The organism is Microcoleus sp. K5-D4 (assembly GCF_036704575.1).
GTDB lineage: Bacteria > Cyanobacteriota > Cyanobacteriia > Cyanobacteriales > Microcoleaceae > Microcoleus.
In genome coordinates, this window is the sequence record NZ_JAUBSD010000066.1 from 1 (window position 1) to 19,017 (window position 19,017).

Here is a 19,017-nt window from a genome sequence, read left to right on the forward strand (position 1 = left end):
ATACTTTCATCCAGATATCGGAATCGAAGAAGGCGCTTCGGATTAAGATTTAATTTGATCGCTGGTATTTATAATTATGAACTTTCTTTAAAGACTAAATTAGATATCGCCTGAGACTTTCGCAAGAGGTCTATTGTGTTAGAATAAATAGGGCTTGCTGAATAATCGATCGCAAACTAAGAACAGGAGTGATCGATCTATTCAAGCTCGATTAAAGATAAGTTGTTTCGGCATTGATTCTACCCAGTTATAATTGTAAATTATCTTCTACCCAAAAATAGGTGTTCTTTTTCCAAATAGACATAAAAACACACAAAAAACCCGGCGCCACCAGGTAGTAAGGTTCATGACCAAAAAAGTAATTGCAATAACTGTAGCAGATGTATTATCAAGTTTTGCCATTATTCGATTGAGACCGAATCTTCGTTTTCCTTGCCCAAACTTCCCCTCAATTGCATTTCTAATTCTTTCGTCTTCTTTCGCTTGCTTCTTTTTTGATTTACTCACATTTGCTCTTGGTCTTCCTAGGGGCGGGCCACTGAGTCTAATTCCTTTTTCTTTACACCAAGCTCGGTTTGATCTTGTACGGTAAATGCGATCTGCATGAACGGATTCTGGATAATGTCCTGTGAACCTATGATAGGCTTCTACTTGGGCTTTCAAGTCCCCTGATTCGTTAAAGTTATCCCAGCTCATCCGGTCTAAAAATACATATCCTTCAAAGCAACTGGCTGATAGTTTAGCTCCAAACTCTACGCTTTTCCCGGCTTTTCCTCTGACTATGGGGCGAATATGGGGTTGACTTAAACTTACTATTCTATCCTCAATACTCTGTTTATTGTTGTCAAGTAACCACTGTTGTTGGCGAGTGACTTCTGTGAGGACTAGCAAGGTTTTATATTGCTTTTTAGTCAGACCTTCTAGGCTCGCACCTAACTCTATTAGCTGTTCAATATGAGCTAAATTTCTTTTGATATATTGGAGTTGTTTTTTGATTGCTTGTCTTTTTTTGTTTTTGGTGGGTCGTCTTTGTTTGGCTACTGCTAAGTAGTCTTTTCTGGCCTTATTACGGTAGGTTATAGGTTTTTTATGGGTTTTTTCTTTAATTTGTTTATACAGTATGTCTATGATTTTTTCTGTATGAACTCTAGCTCTGTTTAATAGTCCTAAGTCGGTCGGATAACTAATGTCGGCAGGGGCCGAGGGAGCATCTATGATGAGTTTGCCCCGATTGGGTGACTCATTTTTGTCGTCCGAATCCTTTTTTTTTTCGGGTTTGACTGGCTTGATTTCTCGCATTTTTTCGACCATGCGTTCGTTGACTTGATTAATTAGGTTGGGACTGATTCGTTGCCGAAAGTGTACTAAGAGTGATGGGTCAAATGCAAGTTCATTGCTGTAGCTTGATTGACCGATGAAGTATTGTAGATAGGGGTTTTCGCGGATCTGCTCTACTGTTTCTCGATCGCTAATTCCTAATTTTTCTTTAATAATTAATGCTCCCAATGCCATCCGAAAGGATTTGGCGGGTGCCCCTTTTTCTGTGGGGAAGTTTTTAGCATATTCTGCTTCAAATTCTGACCACGGGATTATTTGGGCCATTTTTACCCAACGGTTGTCCGCTGACAATTTAGAGCCGTTGGCTAGTTCAAACTCTAAGGCTGGGAGGAGAGCAAGCTCAGCTTTCTTGTACACGCTCGCAGGTTGTGATGCACGGGTTTTGACCTATTCTACCTGTTTATCTTGCACTAAACTCTCGATCGCGCGATCGAAACCTTTCGCCATGTCAAGTGCGATCGATATATTCAACAAGCCCTAAATAAACCTGAGTGTTAACCTCGCAAATGTATGAAAGCCAAAATACACATCAGCAAATTAGGTAATTCCTTGGCTTTGCCAATACCCGACTACATAGTAAAGTTTCTCAACCTTAAAGCCGAATATTCAGTAATTTGCAGCATAGAAAATGGGAAACTGGTCATAGAGCCTGTAAATAATAAAATACCAAAGTATACCCTAGATGAATTATTGGCAGGCGAAATAGAATCTAGCGAAGAAGTCTCTTGGGGAAAACCAGAAGGAGAGGAAGTTTGGTAAACTATATCCCCGAACGAGGTCATTTTATTCGCCTCAATTTTGACCCTCAATCAGGACACGAACAAATGGGGACTAGGCCTGCACTGGTTGTGAGTCAAACTAAATTTAACCGAAAAATGGGGTTTGTGTTCGTCTGTCCCATCAGCAACACACAACGCAAAAATCCGTTTTATGTTCCCATTCCAGAAGGTGAAGCGATAACAGGTGTAATTATGACGGATCAACTCCGTTATGCAAGATTATCGCGCAAGGCAGGCAAGTTTTCTTAGTGAATGTCGATCAGATATAATTTAGGAAGTTTTGAGGCGAATTCAACCTATTTTGTTTGAGAATATGACTGTTGATGAATAGTTAATCAAATTATAAACTAGATTTGTAGTTGGCATTAAGCATCAAGAGTATCCAGAAATCTCTCTCGCGGATGATGCGATCGCCCCTCCTCCCCAGCAAAACTAAAAAATGTACTGGCAAATCCCTTCACAGGCCCAGGCTCAGCAGTTAAATAATCTGAGGTTTTCCATTGGACGATCGCACAAACCCACCAACCACCGCAGCTAACAACCGCCGACCTCTCATTATCGCAGGAATTCTCCTCGGTATCGGTCAATCCGGCTTTTTTGACGGCATTGTGCTGCACCAACTCCTCCAGTGGCACCATATGTTTAGCAGCGTTAAAACCGATACTACCGTTGCCGGTTTAGAATTAAATACCCTTGGAGATGGACTGTTTCACGCTGCGGATTGGTTGGTAACAGTGGCGGGCATCTTCTGTTTGTGGCGTGCTGTGAAGCGCAAAGATGTTCCTTTGTCAACTCAAACTTTTTTCGGTTCCATATTAATTGGTGCTGGATTGTTTGACTTTGTTGAAGGCATTGTTGACCATCAAATTTTGGGAATCCACCACGTCAAACCCGGTATCAACGAGTTAGCTTGGGATTTAGGATTTCTCGCTTTCGGTCTTATTTTAGCGTTGTTAGGTTGGATGCTGGTACAGAGTGAAGTTCCCGCAGATACTAAAGTTTAAATGAATGCAGAGATTGGGAATTTTACCAAATCCGCGTTACAAATCCCCGACTCTCTTTTTAACTCATCAGTTCATCCCGCCGCCGACTCCAACCACGCAATCAAATCCTCTGGACTCCTAAAATCCAACAAAGCCTCTCCCAAATCATCTAACTGTTCCGCAGATAACCCTTGGATGCGAGTTTGAACTTCCAGTGTTACCTCACCCACCCGCCGCACCAGTAGACGCATAATTAATCCTATTTCCCCCTCAATTTTCCCCCTTTCGATTCCTTGTTCGATTCCTTGTTGTATTCCCTGTTCAATCCCCTGTTGTAGACCAATTTCTATCCCTTTCATCACAGACCCGATTTGGTCTTGGATAAACATTTCTCGCTTGTCTACATCGTTCAATTCGTCTAGGGTCAAATTTGCTCGGTTGGCAATTCCCAGCGCGGTATTAATCTCTTCAATAGACCCCAATGTCTCTGGTACTGCTTCCAAAGAGGGCGCATTCTTCATAAAATAAATCCATTTTTCCGGCAGAGTTTCGAGTTCATTCAATTCTTTTTTGAATTTGGGTAACTCGACAAACACTAATTTTAACTCGCAGTTGGGATAAACGAATTTCTCTTCTGTTTCTGTGAATTCAAAGTTAGAAATTAGTTTGGTAGTATTTTCAAATAAGATAAAGTCGGTGATGGTTAAAGCAATGACCGGATTTAACTTTAAATAACCTTCTCCGGCTTTGAGTTGAGTAGAATAGGTTTTGGCTGCATTATATACTACCCGTTTTTCAAAGGCGGCGACGTTGAGTACCTGCATTTCCACAATCACGGTTTTGTTACCGGTAATCTTGGCTTTGACATCCAGGTAAGTGTCTTTCAATCCTGTAACGCTTCCTGCTGAATAAGGGTGAATTATTTCTAATTCTTGGATAGTTGGTTCTCCGTTATACAGCATTGCATTTAGGAAGCTGATGAGAATTTCTGGATGTTCGGAAGAAGCGAATATTTTTTTGAATGCAAAGTCTGTTTTGGGGCTGATGAAACGCATATTATAGAAGGAAGAGGGAAGAGGGAAAAGGGAAGAAGGAAGAAGGAAAACGCAATATCTTAGGGATTTTTAGGTTGGTAGTTGCGCTTTACCACCCTTAGCGCAACTACAAAGTTTTTCAATTATCAGCCTGTTGCTTCAGTAGTAGTTGCAGGCGACATAACTAGCTTTCCAGTTATATCCATCGTCGCTAGCTTCAGCACTTCATTAAAAGCTAAACCCCGAATTTTGAGTTCCCACCGAATGCCTTTTGCTTTCATTCGCTTGGCTTTCCGCATATCGACATCAGCAGCTTTTTGATGCAAGAGCAAATATTTCATTGCTGCTGTAGCTTCTACTTTTGTGGGAAATGCAATATAAGTGATAAATCCGCCGTCCCAATGATTGGCGTTGCGGACACTGCTGATAGTCGCAACTCTCGGACTAAAGCGGTTCCAGTACAAGTCGCCGTAGCCGATCGACTGTGTATTAACTTGGAGTTTGTTTGCCATTTGACTTAACTCCTATAACCTTGTGTGCGGGGTTAGCAGCACCAATTTGCTGCTATTAACTATTATAGCAAATTACTGAAAAAGTGGTAATTGTTGGCTGTTGGCTTTGGGCTGATGCCTAAAACCTCAATTCATATTCAGCAGTGACGCGGTTGTCTCCTTGAAAATTACTCGAACTTCTGAGTAAAATTTTATCGCTCAATCGATAACGCACAGTAAATTCAGTCGGTTGATTTGCTGACAAAACTCGAATTATTGAGGCTGAAATATTGCGCGTGATGTCAAACCCAACTTCTAAACCTAAACCGAGAGAACCCGCACCCGAACTGGAACTAGCTGTTTGTGCTTCGTTGCCTCTAATGCGAGTGGGAAATAAGCGAAATTCGCTCAATCCTGTGGCGTTAGTAATCGCAGATTGAAGGTTGTTCAATAAACCCGCACCGGCTAAATTTGCGATCGCCAGCGTACTGTCTCCCTGTCCCAAAGTCTGCACGAAACTGCCGCCCAACAGCGCTACAATCTCTGTTTCCGATCGACTCGGAGAACTCCTCAACTCCAGACTTTCCGCCAACTGAGAAGCTCTTCCCTGCACTAACGCTTGAATTCGGACACTCCGCACATTGCCGAAACTTGTCGGTTCGTCTGCGATTTCAGAGGCTACAGATGTGCCGGGAGTGCGGAACCGCGTTACTTCCTGCACCGAAGTTGCTAATCTCACATCCAGCGTCGGATCGAGTCCTTGTGTTGGTACAAAGATCGCAGTCTGTGAGTATCCTCGATCGAGTCTAAACTCTGTCGTAAACAAATTCACCGACCCGGAAGTCAACCGAATCGTACCCTCCGGGCGAAGGTCATCTAAAGTTCCATTCACCGTCAAGCCCCCAGTCGCCTGAAAACTTAATATCGGCGCACTTGTGACCCGAATTCCCCGACCCAAATTCAGCCGCAAATCGTTCAATCCAACTTCAAAGGAAGGGGAAGTCGGAGTCGCAGGAGAAGGAGAAACCTCAGTTGTAGGGGAAGCAGAAACGTCAGTCGCAGGGGAAGCCGAAGATGTAGAAGGAGAATCGGAAGCAGAAGAGGAAGAAGCTAACTCAGTTGTGCCGCCGCCGGGACTCCGGAGAAATACTTCACCGTTGTACAGTTCAATATTACCGCTCAACTGCGGGCGCCTAGCCGTGCCCCTTGCCTGCACTTGACCAACAACGCCACCGCTGTACAATCCTCTGAGGTTCACTGCCAACTTGTCGAGATTCACAGCCAGGGGATTATCCGCATCGACATCGCCCTCCGCGAAGGGCACAGACAGCGGAATCACGCCAGCGGCCACAACTTGCCCCTGACTCAACTGTCCACGAATTCCCTCTACCCGAATACGATCGCCCTCAAAGCGCACCGTCCCAGTTAGCCCTGTCAGCGGTTCTGGGAAGGCGTTCGCCCGGACAGTTGCATTTTCAAAATTCGCAATTCCTTGCGCTATAGGGTCTTGCAGCGTTCCTCCCACGCGAATTTGCACCTGTCCCTGGCCGCTGACCCACGCCACTTGCGGAGTCAATACATTAATAATTGCCAAACCTTCATTTTGCAAATTCGCCCTCACATCAATTTGATTGCTATCAGCTTTCACGGCGGCAAACGGCAACTCAAAAGGCAAACTTCCCTGCACTTCAATCGGTTCGGTTTGAGTTACCAAAGCGCTGCCGCCAAAATTCAGGCGGGCATTGCTGTAACTGAAACTGCCGTCGGCTTGCTTAATCGGTTCTCCGTTTAGCGTACCCTCAAGCAAACTCAATTCCCCGGTGGCTTGCGGGTTTTCCAAACTGCCGGCCAAATTCGCCCGCAAATTCAAATTTCCCGTGACATCCACAAAAGGCAATTCCACCAGTTTTGCCAACTCTTCCACGGGGACATTTTCTACCCGCAACTGCCCGGATTGAGCTTTTTGCCCGAGTTGTCCCGAAAAGCCGATCGCACTTTTTCCCGATCGAATTTCCAAAGGCAAAACAGTTAAAATCCCGTCCTGAAAACTGCCTTCAATGCTGAAATTTTCAGCGACATATCTTCCCCACTGCCAGTTATCGCCTTTCACGTTAAATTGAGCTTGCACGCCCGTTTGCAAAGAACCGGCGACAGCAATTTCCGCGCCAAAAGTGCCTTGCAATTGAGATAAGGGAGGCAATTTTTCTGATGATTTAACTGCTTGCTGCTGCTGCAAAATAGTTTCAATTTCTGCCAAGCGGCGCAACTGTACAATTAGCGGGGCTTCGGGTTCTCCTACTGCTACAGTTTGCACGTCGCCGCTGTCACCGTAAACAGGAGGTTTTAGGCCTCTCGCCAAGTCGCCTAAATTGAAATATTGCAAAGCGGCTAAAACCTGCTGCAAATTGCCTTGCTGGACGTTAACTTTCCCGGCAAATTGAGGGTTTGCGCCTGTTTGAACATTGCCGGAAATTAAGTATTGACCGCTGCCTTGGCGGAATATGCCATTTGTAAGAGTTGCGCTGCCGTTAGCGTAGCTGAATTCGGCTTGGAAACTGTCACCTTTAATGTAGCCGATCGCCGGTTGGGCGATCGCAATTTGTCCGCTTGCTTGCAAAGTCGCCGGATTTAACGGCATCTTCCAACCGGGCACATTTACTTGTCCCGAAACCGTACCGGTTATCGGCCCCAAACCGACCTCTTTACCGGGTGATAGATTCAAAGCAGCGAGGGGAAAATCGCTTAAATTAACTCGCAAAGTTTCTCCCTCGGTTTGGCCCCTAGCCACGGATTCCCCGCGTTGAATTAAGAAAGATGTCGGCAGAAAAGATTGATTTAAAGCTACTTCAATTTTGTCGCTGGCGCCGGCCAAACGCAAATCTACACTTTTCCCAGCATCCGCATTCACAGTCCCCGCCAGTACCGGGTCAAAAGCGATTTGATTTACTGCTAAATCCCGCACTTCCACGTCGCCAACTAAGCTGAGGGCGGCGAGGGTTCCGGTGAGGCTGCCGGTAAAATCGACATTGCCGCGCAGGGGTGGGTTTTGCTGTGAGGAATTTTTGTCCCCAATTGCAGACAAAAATCCTAGTTGTTCTGCTGGTAAGGCTTCCAGGTTAAAGTTGGCGAGTTTGACATCCAAATCTAAGTTGGAAATTGAGGGCCCTCCTTTACCTCCGAGTTCGACGTTAACAAAACCGTTTGCTGTCAAACCGGGAGTTCTGGCGTTCTCAATTTCCACCCGTTTGCCGTCCCAATTAAATACTGCCTCAAAAGGTTGTTTCAAAAACGGCAATTCCGAGATGCGGAAACTGCCGCCGGCGCGAACATTTTGTAGGGGCGGTGCCCCCGTGCCCGCCCCAATCGGGCCGGATAAATTGATATTGCCGTTAAACAGTCCTACAAGCTGGGGGAGATTTTGGGAACCAGAGACTCCACCTCCGGTTTGCAAGCTTTGGCGCTGCGACTCAAAGGCTTGCTGGAAGCGACTTAGAGCAATTTGCTCGCCCTCGATAGACGCGCGCCAATTCCCCGATGCGGCGCTGCCTTTAGCATTGACAATTCCTCCGCCGTTGGCGAGTCGAATTTGTCCGTCCCCATTGGCGGTGATGCCGTTGGCGGTTAGATTATCTACTGTTCCCAAAATGCGGACTTGGCCGTCGAGGGTTCCGTTAATTTCTGGCGGTAAATCCGCTGTCAGCAAACCTGTTTGTTTCAGGGTTTGTTCTAAATTACTGACGGCAATTCCGTTCGTTTCCAGCAATGCTTGCAAGTTGCCGTTTTCTAATTTAGCCGTAGTATCGATCGCCCCTAGTTGATCGACCAAAATCACTCCCTCTCCGCTACCACTAATTCCCTTGGCTGTCAAGTTATCCAAACTTCCGGCTGCTTGGAATTCGCCGTTAACTCTGCCGTCAAATCCTTTAGGCAAAGTCGCCGTCAGCGGAAACAGTTGGAGATTGCGAACTGTTTGTTCTAAGCGACTGAGAATAACTCGATCGGCATCGGCGAAAGCTTGCCAGCGTCTGTCTTCTAATTTACCTCTAAAAGCAACAGTACCGTCGGCAATATTGAGTTGGCCGCTGCTGTTGACAGAAATATCGGCGGCGGTTGAATTATCAAGATTGCCGCTGGCTTGAATTTGATTCGATATTTGTCCGTCAAGCGATTGGAGATTTTGGATTTTGGATTTTAGATTGTTGATATTGGCGACTGTTTGGGGATTGTCAGCAGCGAAAGCTAAGCCAACATCTAACAGGGGCAATCCTAAATTTACCAGACGGCTGATCGAAGTGCGATCGGTTTCTGCTGTTGCTTGCCAGTTTCCCGCTACCAATTCTCCTTTTAAATTAACATTGCTGCCGGCAAGATTGAGTCTGCCGCTGCCGCTGGCATTGATGCTGCTAGCAGTCAAATTGTCAAGACTTCCCGATGCTGTAATTTGACTCGATAGCAGTCCGTCAATCGATTTTAGATTTTGGATTTTGGATTTTAGATTGTTGAGATTAGCCGATTGCTGATTTTCGGGATTGAATGCTGAAGCCACATCTAAAATCGGCAGTGTCAAATCTACCAAGCGGCTGATGGAAGTGCGATCGGTTTCTGCTGTTGCTTGCCAGTTTCCCGCTACCAATTCTCCTTGTAAATTGACATTGCTGTCGGCAAAATAGAGCCTACCGTTGCTACTCAAATTGATTCCGCCAGCAGTCAAATCGTCAACATTTCCCGCAGCTTGAAATTTACCTGCTAGCTGTCCGTTTAACGTTTTAAGATTTGGGATTTTAGCTTCTAGATTCTCCCGATTGGCTGGCGTTTCCCGTGTTAATAACGGCAACCCAATATCAATCAATTGATTGACGGCAACTTTTTCAGTGTTGCCAAAAACTTGCCAGCGGCCCGATTCTAGTTCGCCATTAACATCAACAATACTGTCAGCAATATTCAGCGTTCCTTTGCCCGTCGCAGCGATCGCATTTAAACTCAAATCGTCCAGAGTTCCCGCAGCTTCGGCAGTTCCGCTGAACAAACCGGCAAGTTCAGGAGGCAAATTAAGGTCTGGCAGAACTTGCTGCAAACTGTTGAGGGCAACTCGATCGCCCTCGATGATAGCTTGCCACTGACGGTCTTTTAGCGCAGCATCCACGTTAACAGAAGCGTCGCCAATTTTCACAACCGTATTTTGCAAATCTGCCGAATTCCTTGCGGCTCGAATTTCGCCCGCCGCGGGAAAAGTTCCTTGCGGTGCTTGCCATTGAACTCTAGCTTGAATGTTGTCTAACGGACCGAAAATTTGAGCTTTTGCGGAGACACTGCCAATTGTAACAGTAGCAGGAATTGGGAGAGCGTAAATTTGGGCGAGATTATCTGCAGGCAAGTTTTCAGCTTGCAAGTCAAACACCAAACCAGATGGATAATTGCTACTTTTTAAAGCAATATCAACTTGACCTTTGCCACCAATTTTACCACCCGCCGCCGGCACTACCAAAATATCGCTCAAAGTCAATGCTAAAGAGGAAAACGGGGGAATAGAAGCTTGAGAATTGGGAGTTGGGGTTTTAGCTATTTTCCCGCGTTCCAATTTGAAATTAGTGCTAATATTATTTAATTGCAGTCGATCGACCGTAGCGGGTTTTGTCGAGGCGATCGCACCTGTCACCACCGGTTGATCGACGGTTCCAGTTAGCTTGACATCCGCCTTCACCTCCCCCGCAACAGCAACGGGTAATACTACTTTCTGCCCTAACTCTGTCTCCACCGCACTGACAACACTTGCAAAAGCCACTGGTTGCACGCTAGTTGTCAGATTGAAGCTAGAGTTCTCCAAATTAAAATTAGTTCCAGTTGCAACTGTTCCTGCTATTCTCAGCGGAATTAGACCGTAATTAGCCGCCAGACTATCGACAATCACATTAGTTCCCTGAAACCGCAACTGACCGCTGCTATTTTGTATGATTTGTTTCAAGGGAGAAATACTCGCTTGCACTCCTCCAAAACTAGCCGCTCCGGTAATTCCCGACACTTTATTTTCTCGCACTTGCACGGTCAAATTGCCATTAGCAAGACCTTTTTGTAAAGAAATGCTAGAAAGCCTTAGCAAGCGAGCGAGGTCGGGCAAAGGCAAATTTTGACCTTGCAACTGCAGGTTAGTTTGAGCTGCAGGTAACATAGAATCAGCTTTAAGTATAAAATTATCGCTGTTAGTAAACTGACCGTTTACTTCGTAGAGAACGCGCTGGTTTTGGTCGCGAAATAGAGCACTGCCATTTTTCAGATTGACAGAAATAGGAGCCGAAGTTGTCTGTCCGACTGCGGGACGCGGCACCAAAACTGCGGCGGTATTTTCAGCTCGAATTGCTTCAACTTCAGTTTTAAATAAACCCGGAGATTTCCGCTCCGCCCTTGGAAGATTAACCCAGCGGCCTTTAGCATCCTGTTCGATATAAGCGCTGGCTTTAACTAAGGTAATCTCTAATTTGAGATTGCGGGTGAACAGCAGTTGCAAAACCGAAAACTTTACTTTAACTGCTTCTGTAGAAGCGTAATCCGGATCGGTAGGAGTTGCAGGTAAAGTCGATCTGCCAAACCGCAAACTTGTGGGAGAAAATCCCTCCAAACGTCCGAGTTGCACGGGCCGCTTCAGCAACTGACTGACTTCAGTTTCCACCAAAGGAGCTAACTTTTCCCGCACCCACTGGTATCCTACCGCCGCCGCAACCAAGGCGAGAATACCCAATCCCGTACCGCTAAGCAGCAGCAGACGCCACCAGCGGCGGTGGGGACGGGGTGCGAGTTGATTTTTGTTATCGTCGGAGTTAGTCATGGGTGTTTCTCAGAAATCAGAGAATTCAGGAATTAAGGGAATCAGCCGATTTTAGACAGGTATAATTTCTGTGATTCGCCAGCGTGGCTTCTGCCTTTGGTAGACTCAGAATTTAGGTCGGAAGTGCCGATCGGGCGCAGCGAAGGTCGAAGGCACGCCCCCACTCCAGGGTAGACTCCAGAAACCTTTACCGAACTTAATCAAAACACGCAAGATCACCTAAAACCAAGTCCTCCAACTCCCCCAAATCCTCTAGGTTTCCCCCGCTGTGCAGGATCGGCGGTCAATCTAAAATCTCAAATATCAAACCAAGTCGTCCAAATGCCCCTATTCCTTTCGATCCCGCCAGTGCAGGATCGCTGGTCAATCTAAAATCTAAAATATAAAATTTAAAATCGGTTGCCCGATCGCTTCTAAGATAAAAAAACGGTGGTTAAGAAGGTCTTTAAAACTTATGCGAGTGTTCGTCTTACTCTTCAATGCCCGCACCGAGAATGAGGGAATTCATACCATTCAACTCGGCGATCGCAATAAAGTTCTGATGTTTGAGTCAGAAGACGACGCCACCCGCTTTGGCGTGATGTTGGAAGCTCAGGATTTCCCCGAGCCCACTGTCGAGGCGATCGACGAGGAGGAAATTAAGGAGTTCTGCAACAGTGTTGATTATGATTGGGAACTCATACCTGCGGGGGCGCTGGAGATTCCGCCAGAAAACAATGTAACACAAACTCAGTGGCAGCCGGAGCCGGAGCCGGATCTCGATCTGGATTCTGAGGTTTCCCAAAACGAACTGGATTCTATTCGCCGCCGACTCGAAGGACTTTTGTAAAAGGAAGGTTCGGGAACGGATTCTGTAGCGGAGCTAACGGATGGATATTGAGATTCGAGGCTCGATGTGAAGAAGGAAGAGGGAAGAAGGATAAATTTCATCTCTTCCAGCGTACTCAATCAAGGGCTTCATTTGTAGATACAGGCTTGCAGGCTGAACCTGTGAGTCTGTATGTCTCTTGACTTCGCTTGAAGACCGACAACTGACAATTAACAACTGAGAAAAAATGAAGAATTTGGAAGAACGGGGCCATCTGCTGACTGAACAGGTGAATACCAACAGCGAGAATTTAGACCAACTCAGTTCGATCGAATTAGTGGACTTGTTCAACCGGGAAGACGCCCAAACCTTAAGCGCGATCGCCCGTGCCCGCGAACAGTTAGCCCAAGCGATCGACATTGCAGCCGAGTCTCTGCGTCAAGGAGGTCGCCTGTTTTATGTCGGTGCGGGTACTTCCGGGCGTTTGGGGGTGCTGGATGCGGCCGAGTGTCCCCCCACCTTCTGCACGCCGCCAGAACTCGTACAGGGCATAATTGCCGGGGGTGCGGGGGCTTTGGTGCGGAGTTCGGAGGATTTGGAGGATCGGGCTGAAGATGGGGCTGAGGCGATCGCCCACCGTCACATTACCAACTTAGATGTGGTTGTCGGGATTACGGCTGGAGGTACGACGCCGTTTGTCGCGGGCGCTTTGCAGGCGGCGCGCCAGCGGGGGGCGAAAACTGTGTTTATGGCCTGCGTACCCGTCGAACAAGTGAATTTTGAGGCTGATGTTGATATTCGGTTGTTGGTTGGCCCGGAGGTAGTGGCTGGTTCGACGCGCTTGAAAGCGGGTACAGTAACAAAAATGGCTTTAAATATCATTTCGACTGGGGTAATGGTGAAGCTGGGGAAGGTTTACGGCAATCGGATGGTTGATGTGGCGGTGACTAATAAGAAATTGCGCGATCGGGCTGTGCGGATGTTGCAGGATTTGACTGATTTAAGCCGGGAGGAGGCGGGTTTTTTGCTCGAAAAAAGTGGCAAGTCTGTTAAATTAGCTTTGATGATGCACTGGACTAATTTGGAGAAGGAAGAGTGCGATCGAATTCTGGGCGAGTTTCAAGGGAATTTGCGATCGGCTGTAGCATCAATTAGTCAGTAGTCATCAGTCATTAGTGATTAGTGAGAGGTGATTTGTTAGCACAATGCCTTTCGCCGATCGTGCCCCATGCCCCATTCCCCATTCCCTATTCCCAAGTCATTAGTGATTAGTCTTTTGCACCATCGATTCAAAAAATTGTGAAATCTCTTCAGTGGACCTGATGTGATAAACACTTTTGGTATTTTGAGCGCGATCGACATACTCGCGATATCTGGGAGTCAAATACTTGTGACACAACCAAAGAACACGGTAACTATTAATTGAACTCTTCAAGATAGGACTCTTTTGGGGCCAGCCTTCTGGCGGTATAAACTTACCTGTAATCAGCCGTTTAGTCACCCACCAGAAATGCACGTATAGGGGCAGATCGACAAAAACCAGAGTATCTGCCTCGTTGAGTCGAAGCCATAGGGTTTCCATGCAACCAAACCCGTCAATAATCCATCGGTCAGTCGCCAAAATTTTCTCATGGGTCTGCTTATATTCTTCATTGGGAACCTCAGCGCCCCCAGATTGATATTGAATTTTATCCAAGGGGTAAAGTGGCAAACCAGTGATTTCCGATAATCTCTTGCTGAGAGTTGATTTACCACCTCCAGCGTTGCCAAACACCGCTACTTTTTTCATAGTTACCCTTTTAGTAATTTAGTTATTAGTCATTAGTTATTAGTTATCAGTAGCGGACTCAAAGCTGAAGGTAGAGCGAATTTGTAGCTTTCAAAAAAGTCAATTTCGGTGATTTTTGACGTGGATCATTGACGTTTTTTAGAAATGCGATTAGGGTCAGTATATATATTTGTTATTTGGCGATCGCTTGGATATTTTATCACACAAGCGATCGCGGTCTGGTATTGTCGAGCGATTTGTAAAATATCGGTCAAATCTAAGGCGATCGCTCCTTAGTTAAAAAAGCCGTTTCTGAAGCGAACGCACCTAGTACGAGACTGCTGGATACTCTACCCACTTTAAATTCTCAAACCGAGTCATATGCAACCAAAGCCTAACCTTAACCTATACTCATCCTTGGCGCATCTCCCCTGGCTGAAAAAAAGCTACACTGCCAAAATTATGGTGGTTGCATTTTTAGGCACGCACGTTCCTTTGCTAACCTTAATGGTCTGGTTTCTTACCTCAAACGCTTACTCTGTAGAGACATCAGTCCGGGTTCTGCTGATTGCTCTGCTGGCGACATTAGCAGGTACGGCAGCAACGCTTTCTACGCTACGCTACCTCCTGGTTCCGGTAATCTTAACCTCGGAGGCTCTACAAAACTACCTCGATACAAGAACATTGCCGAACTTACCCACAGAGTTTACTGATGAAGTCGGTACGCTGATGGCAAATTCCTCACAAACGCTTTACAAACTAGATGAATTGATTCATTACATTACCCACTACGATGAACTGACTGGATTGCCAAATCGTGACTTATTCTGCGATCGCCTGAATCAAACCCGATCTCAAAATCACTCACCCTTGGTCGCAGTGCTGGTATTGGGTATCGACGATTTCACAGGGATGCGCCATGCGTTGGAGCCTGGGATATGCGACTTACTAATTAGAGCCGTTTCCCAACGGGTGGTACAGTGCATGGATGGGTCAGATGTCTTGGCGCGTTTGAGCGACGGTGAATTTGCGATCGCTCGCAGCGAATTCCACTCGCTGGAGAGTGTGGTCAAGCTATCCCAACTGCTACTGAGTACGCTAGCAAAACCTTTCTCTGTAGAGGGTCAACCGATCCACCTCACCGCCAGTCTTGGCATTACATTGAACCATTTAGAAAATACCAATTCTCCAGAGCAACTTCTTCAGCAAGCTCACTTCGCACTTCATCAGGCAAAGCAGCAAGGGCGGAGTCACTATCAGTTTTATTCACCCGAAATGAACGTTCAGTTACAGGAGCGACTGGCCCTAGAAAATAGCCTGCGCGGAGCGCTGGATCGTAACGAACTACTGGTTTACTATCAACCGCTGATCGACTTGCACGGCGGACGGGTGACAGCAACGGAGGCGCTGGTTCGCTGGCAGCATTCTACAGAAGGTTTGGTCTCTCCGGCAAAATTTATTCCGATCGCCGAAGCCAATGGCGAGATCGTCCCCATTGGTGAATGGATCTTGCGAACGGCTTGCGCTCAAAACCGTCGCTGGCAACTGGCAGGGCTGCCAGCCCTGCGGATTTCGGTGAATCTGTCGGCTCGACAATTTGAGCAGGCGAATCTGGTTGAGATGGTTCGCCAAATTTTGGCAGAAACCGAACTAGAAGCGGCGTATTTAGAACTGGAAGTGACTGAAAGTGCATTGATGACTGACATTGAGCGATCGGTCAAAACCTTAACGCAACTGCGAGAACTTGGCGTGTCCCTCGCCCTAGACGACTTTGGCACAGGTTATTCTTCCCTCAACTACCTGCAACGGTTTCCGGTTAATATGCTCAAGATCGATCGATCCTTTGTCAACGATATACTGTCTAACCCGGACAGCGCCACCATTACTGATGCCATCATTGCTCTGGCAAAAAGTCTGCGGTTAACCATCACCGCAGAAGGCATTGAAACCAAGGAGCAGCGTGACTACCTGCAAGCGCGAGGCTGCGATGAAGGTCAAGGGTTTTACTTCAGTCGCCCTGCTAACGCTGATACAATCACCAAACTGCTAAAGGACTCGCTTCAGTCTGATGCAGCATCTATCGCTCTTGCCACCCACTTTTAAGCTGAACCAGTCAAGAACTCGCCGTCAACCCAAAGGGTATGACGGAAGCTTGCAAAAAGCTCTGACTTGACGGGATTAAGTTGGCTTTCACCGGTAATGCGATCGTAAACTCAGTACCCATGCCTGTGGTTGAGTTGAAGGCGATCGTAGCGCCGTGTTTTTCCGTCCACGACTGTATAAAAACCAATCTCTCAAAACAGCCACCCCGATTATTCTCTCAAAGTTAAACGTAAAGCGCTCTCGTTTTTAGATTCCTGACTTCTCCAAGAAGTCGGGAATCTGGGTATGCTGTTTTTTAGGCGTTGACAAAAACAGAAGATGTAAGCTGACTTTCACTTACACCTTGCACGATGCCCAAATAATTGTTCCCCGACTTAATCGCCGTAGAAGCGACACTTGCCCCTCCATCCAACTGCAAACTCACAGCTTCAAAAGTCAAGTTTGCAAACCCAATACCGTCCGTCAAACCAATTTTATCCCCAGCCCCAAAATCGACAATTACATCCGCACTAATTAAAGTAGCCGCAGCAGACAAACCTCCTGCTAGGATAAACGTATCATTTCCGCCGCCGCCGGTCAGCATATCTTGCCCGCGATCGCCCGCCAACACATCGTCGCTGTTACCGCCAACCAAGACATCATCTTCTTTGCCGCCGCGAATAGTATTGTTACCGTCAGATCCGATTAGTCGATCGTTATCGTTATTGCCGCTGATAAAATCATTGCCAACACCGCCCTCAATTGAATCCGACTCTTTGCCGCCCGATAAGCTGTCATTGCCGCCTGCGCCATTAATTGTATCCGCACCTTGCATTCCATTAATGCTATCAACACCTTCTCCCCCGGTGATATTGTCTTTCCCGGAAAGGGCAAAAATTGGCAATCCCGCAGCATTTGTCGGTATTTGAGTATCGGCACTATCTGATAGGAAATAATTGCCGTCGCTGGCTGTATTTTTGGGTGCTTGTGTCGGGCTGCCGTCCCCTATAGCGTTGGGTATTGGCGAAGTAATCGATACCGATGTGTTGGGAGTTGGTGTGGGAGTTGGTGTGGGTGTCGGTGTCGGTGTCGGTGCGGGATTGACACTACCGTCAAGAGAAGTCGCAAAAACTTGCGTCCAATAGTGATTCCAATTTTCTGTGCCCGTATCGTCGGCTAAGAAATAGTAACCGATGCCAATTTCTTTGAGATTCGGGTTAAGAATGTTAGCCCGGTGGCCGCTGCTGTTCATCCAAGATGATACAACTTGTTCGGGTGTAGAAGAACCCGCAGCAATGTTTTCTGCGGCCGCTGAGAATTGATAGCCCGTTGCAGAAATCCTACTTCCTAATGACGAACCATCTTTTCCGGTATGCGAAAAGAAGTCTTGCAGTGCCATGTTTTGGCTGTGATTTTCCGCCGCATTTAGTAACTGAGTATTTAAGGTTAGCGGGGACAAACCTAATTTGCTGCGTTCGGTGTTGGTAAGTTCTAAAACTCTATTAATAAAGTTTTGATTGGTTGGGCTTGGTGCTACTTGAGAGGCGGGTGGCTCTCCTGTTAAAATGTTCAAAGACTCAGAAGCGGAATTTGGTAGTTGTTCAAGCATGGGGATGATCAACAGTTTTAAGACTTGGTTTTTCTGGTAGATGGCTTACCGTCTTAACGATAGTTTCCCCGATCGCTAGCTGGCTAGGTACAATTCAATAATTTTGTTAATCCCTGCCGCTGCTGTATTTATTTTGATTATAGCTGTTGTCAAAGTGCGGATGTCAAGATACTGGCTCTGGTTGGGAAAGCAAAGAGTACGCTGTAATTTAAGGAGAGTTTCAAAGGAATTTGCGATCGCCCGTCGCATCAATACAATTTTAAATTTGAGATTTAAGATTTGAGATTTTTCCTGATTAGTAAGGTTTGCGCTACCCAACCAGCCCGTTGGCTGGCTAGAAACCCGGTTTCTACAAGTTTTGCAGAGAGGAACAAGAAATATAGAAAGAAACCGGGTTTCTGAATTCTGTGTGCGATCGCGAACAGAGTTGTTACTAGAACCCGCACAAAAAATTCTAAATTAATTCAAAATTCACAACCGCGCAGGGTTGTTTGCGATCGCCGAAGCAATCTCAAGATTTCAAAATATTTTCTTGTCCGGCTTTAGCCTCCTGAGCAACTTGTTCAACCTCATCTTTTGCGAGAATTTCCAAAGCCACCTCTGCTTCTGTACCGCCCAACCGCCCAAGAGCTTGGGCTACTCTGTAACGGATCTGCCAATCTTCATTGGAAGTGTAGGGAAGTAACAGCGGCAGCGCGCGTTTATCTCCTAATTCACCTAATGCACTGATGGCAATGGTTTGGATCAATTCGTTTTCAGAATTCAGGGCATTTTCTAACATCGGAAAGGCTTTCGGATCTCCCATTTCTCCCAAAGCCGCGACGATGCTCAGTTGCACCAGCCATTCAGAGGTACTGCTATAAACTTGCTGCAAATCTTCTAAAGCATCGGTTAATTTCAATGCGCCCAAAGCATCGGCTGCTGCTGCTTGCACGTCGGGTTCGGGGTCGTTGTTCAGGCTGTTTCGCAGTACCTCTAAAGCGTTCGGCAGATTCTGCGTGCCGAGGGTTGATAATTGGCTGACTGCTGCGTAGCGAACCCGGACGTTATTATCGCCGATCGCAATTTGAATCAGTTTATAGGCAATCGCTGGTTCTAGTTGCCGCAGTTGGTTGACTGCTCGCAGTCTTTCGCCAAAATCCTCGGAATTCAGCAATTGTTCGACAGACTCAGGGGTAATGCTCATTCGATTTTAAATTTGATAATTGGTAATTGGGAAGAAGGAAGTTCGGCAACGGATTCTGTAACGGATGTAACGGATGTAAAGGATAGAAGGAAGAGGGAAAGAGGGAAGAAGGAAGAGGG

The 19,017-nt window shown here is 46.5% G+C and carries 14 protein-coding genes and 2 pseudogenes; 7 read left to right on the forward strand and 9 right to left on the reverse strand.

Annotated features, from left to right (window positions below):
* A pseudogene (locus QUA77_RS19475) lies at positions 1-114 on the forward strand (IS5/IS1182 family transposase); the annotation flags it as partial.
* Between the two features lie 87 nt (positions 115-201).
* Here QUA77_RS19475 and QUA77_RS19480 read toward each other — a convergent pair.
* Positions 202-1,695: pseudogene (locus tag QUA77_RS19480) on the reverse strand (IS5 family transposase).
* Positions 1,696-1,848: 153 nt separating this feature from the next.
* Between QUA77_RS19480 and QUA77_RS19485 the strand changes: the two are divergent.
* Together QUA77_RS19485 and QUA77_RS19490 are read left to right on the forward strand one after the other, a co-directional pair.
* Entirely contained in the window at positions 1,849-2,097 is a 249-nt protein-coding gene (locus tag QUA77_RS19485; RefSeq protein ID WP_333451920.1) for a hypothetical protein, read from the forward strand.
* Positions 2,091-2,366: a type II toxin-antitoxin system PemK/MazF family toxin gene (locus QUA77_RS19490; protein ID WP_333451922.1), complete on the forward strand. Its 276-nt coding sequence runs from the start codon at positions 2,091-2,093 to the stop codon at positions 2,364-2,366. Before QUA77_RS19485 ends, QUA77_RS19490 begins: the two co-directional genes overlap by 7 nt.
* Before the next feature lie 116 nt (positions 2,367-2,482).
* Here the strand turns inward: QUA77_RS19490 and QUA77_RS19495 are convergent, their stop codons facing one another.
* Positions 2,483-2,755, reverse strand: a complete 273-nt coding sequence (locus QUA77_RS19495) for a hypothetical protein (protein ID WP_333451956.1) — start codon at positions 2,753-2,755, stop codon at positions 2,483-2,485.
* On the opposite strand from QUA77_RS19495, the gene QUA77_RS19500 reads away from it, so the two are divergent.
* Entirely contained in the window at positions 2,726-3,121 is a 396-nt protein-coding gene (locus QUA77_RS19500) for a DUF2243 domain-containing protein (RefSeq protein WP_333451954.1), read from the forward strand. The genes QUA77_RS19495 and QUA77_RS19500 overlap by 30 nt on opposite strands.
* A 71-nt stretch (positions 3,122-3,192) precedes the next feature.
* On the opposite strand, the gene QUA77_RS19505 is transcribed toward QUA77_RS19500, so the two are convergent.
* The 3 genes from QUA77_RS19505 to QUA77_RS19515 form a co-directional block, all read right to left on the reverse strand.
* On the reverse strand, positions 3,193-4,155 hold the full coding sequence (locus tag QUA77_RS19505) for an Rpn family recombination-promoting nuclease/putative transposase (RefSeq protein ID WP_333451924.1): 963 nt from the start codon (positions 4,153-4,155) through the stop codon (positions 3,193-3,195).
* A 125-nt stretch (positions 4,156-4,280) separates the two neighbouring features.
* Positions 4,281-4,646 carry a hypothetical protein gene (locus QUA77_RS19510; RefSeq protein WP_333185839.1) on the reverse strand — a complete coding sequence of 122 codons (366 nt, stop codon included), beginning with the start codon at positions 4,644-4,646 and terminating at the stop codon, positions 4,281-4,283.
* A 118-nt stretch (positions 4,647-4,764) separates the two neighbouring features.
* Positions 4,765-11,445, reverse strand: a complete 6,681-nt coding sequence (locus QUA77_RS19515; protein ID WP_333451926.1) for a translocation/assembly module TamB domain-containing protein — start codon at positions 11,443-11,445, stop codon at positions 4,765-4,767.
* Positions 11,446-11,899: 454 nt separating this feature from the next.
* Between QUA77_RS19515 and QUA77_RS19520 the strand changes: the two genes are divergently transcribed.
* Together QUA77_RS19520 and murQ are read left to right on the forward strand one after the other, a co-directional pair.
* Entirely contained in the window at positions 11,900-12,274 is a 375-nt protein-coding gene (locus QUA77_RS19520) for a DUF3110 domain-containing protein (RefSeq protein ID WP_333042205.1), read from the forward strand.
* Between the two features lie 226 nt (positions 12,275-12,500).
* Positions 12,501-13,415, forward strand: coding sequence for an N-acetylmuramic acid 6-phosphate etherase (gene murQ / locus QUA77_RS19525; RefSeq protein ID WP_333042206.1), 915 nt, complete (start codon positions 12,501-12,503; stop codon positions 13,413-13,415).
* A gap of 99 nt (positions 13,416-13,514) precedes the next feature.
* On the opposite strand, the gene QUA77_RS19530 is transcribed toward murQ, so the two are convergent.
* Entirely contained in the window at positions 13,515-14,042 is a 528-nt protein-coding gene (locus QUA77_RS19530; RefSeq protein WP_333042207.1) for an adenylate kinase, read from the reverse strand.
* Positions 14,043-14,402: 360 nt separating this feature from the next.
* Between QUA77_RS19530 and QUA77_RS19535 the strand changes: the two genes are divergently transcribed.
* Positions 14,403-16,124, forward strand: coding sequence for a bifunctional diguanylate cyclase/phosphodiesterase (locus tag QUA77_RS19535; RefSeq protein ID WP_333042209.1), 1,722 nt, complete (start codon positions 14,403-14,405; stop codon positions 16,122-16,124).
* Between the two features lie 10 nt (positions 16,125-16,134).
* Here the strand turns inward: QUA77_RS19535 and QUA77_RS19540 are convergent, their stop codons facing one another.
* The 3 genes from QUA77_RS19540 to nblB form a co-directional block, all read right to left on the reverse strand.
* On the reverse strand, positions 16,135-16,311 hold the full coding sequence (locus tag QUA77_RS19540) for a hypothetical protein (RefSeq protein WP_333042211.1): 177 nt from the start codon (positions 16,309-16,311) through the stop codon (positions 16,135-16,137).
* Positions 16,312-16,419: 108 nt separating this feature from the next.
* Complete coding sequence (locus QUA77_RS19545) at positions 16,420-17,712, reverse strand: CAP domain-containing protein (protein WP_333451930.1); 1,293 nt, start codon at positions 17,710-17,712, stop codon at positions 16,420-16,422.
* A 511-nt stretch (positions 17,713-18,223) separates the two neighbouring features.
* Positions 18,224-18,898 (reverse strand): phycobilisome degradation protein NblB, encoded by a 675-nt coding sequence (gene nblB, locus QUA77_RS19550; protein WP_333451931.1) that lies wholly within the window; start codon positions 18,896-18,898, stop codon positions 18,224-18,226.
* Positions 18,899-19,017: the final 119 nt, after the last annotated feature.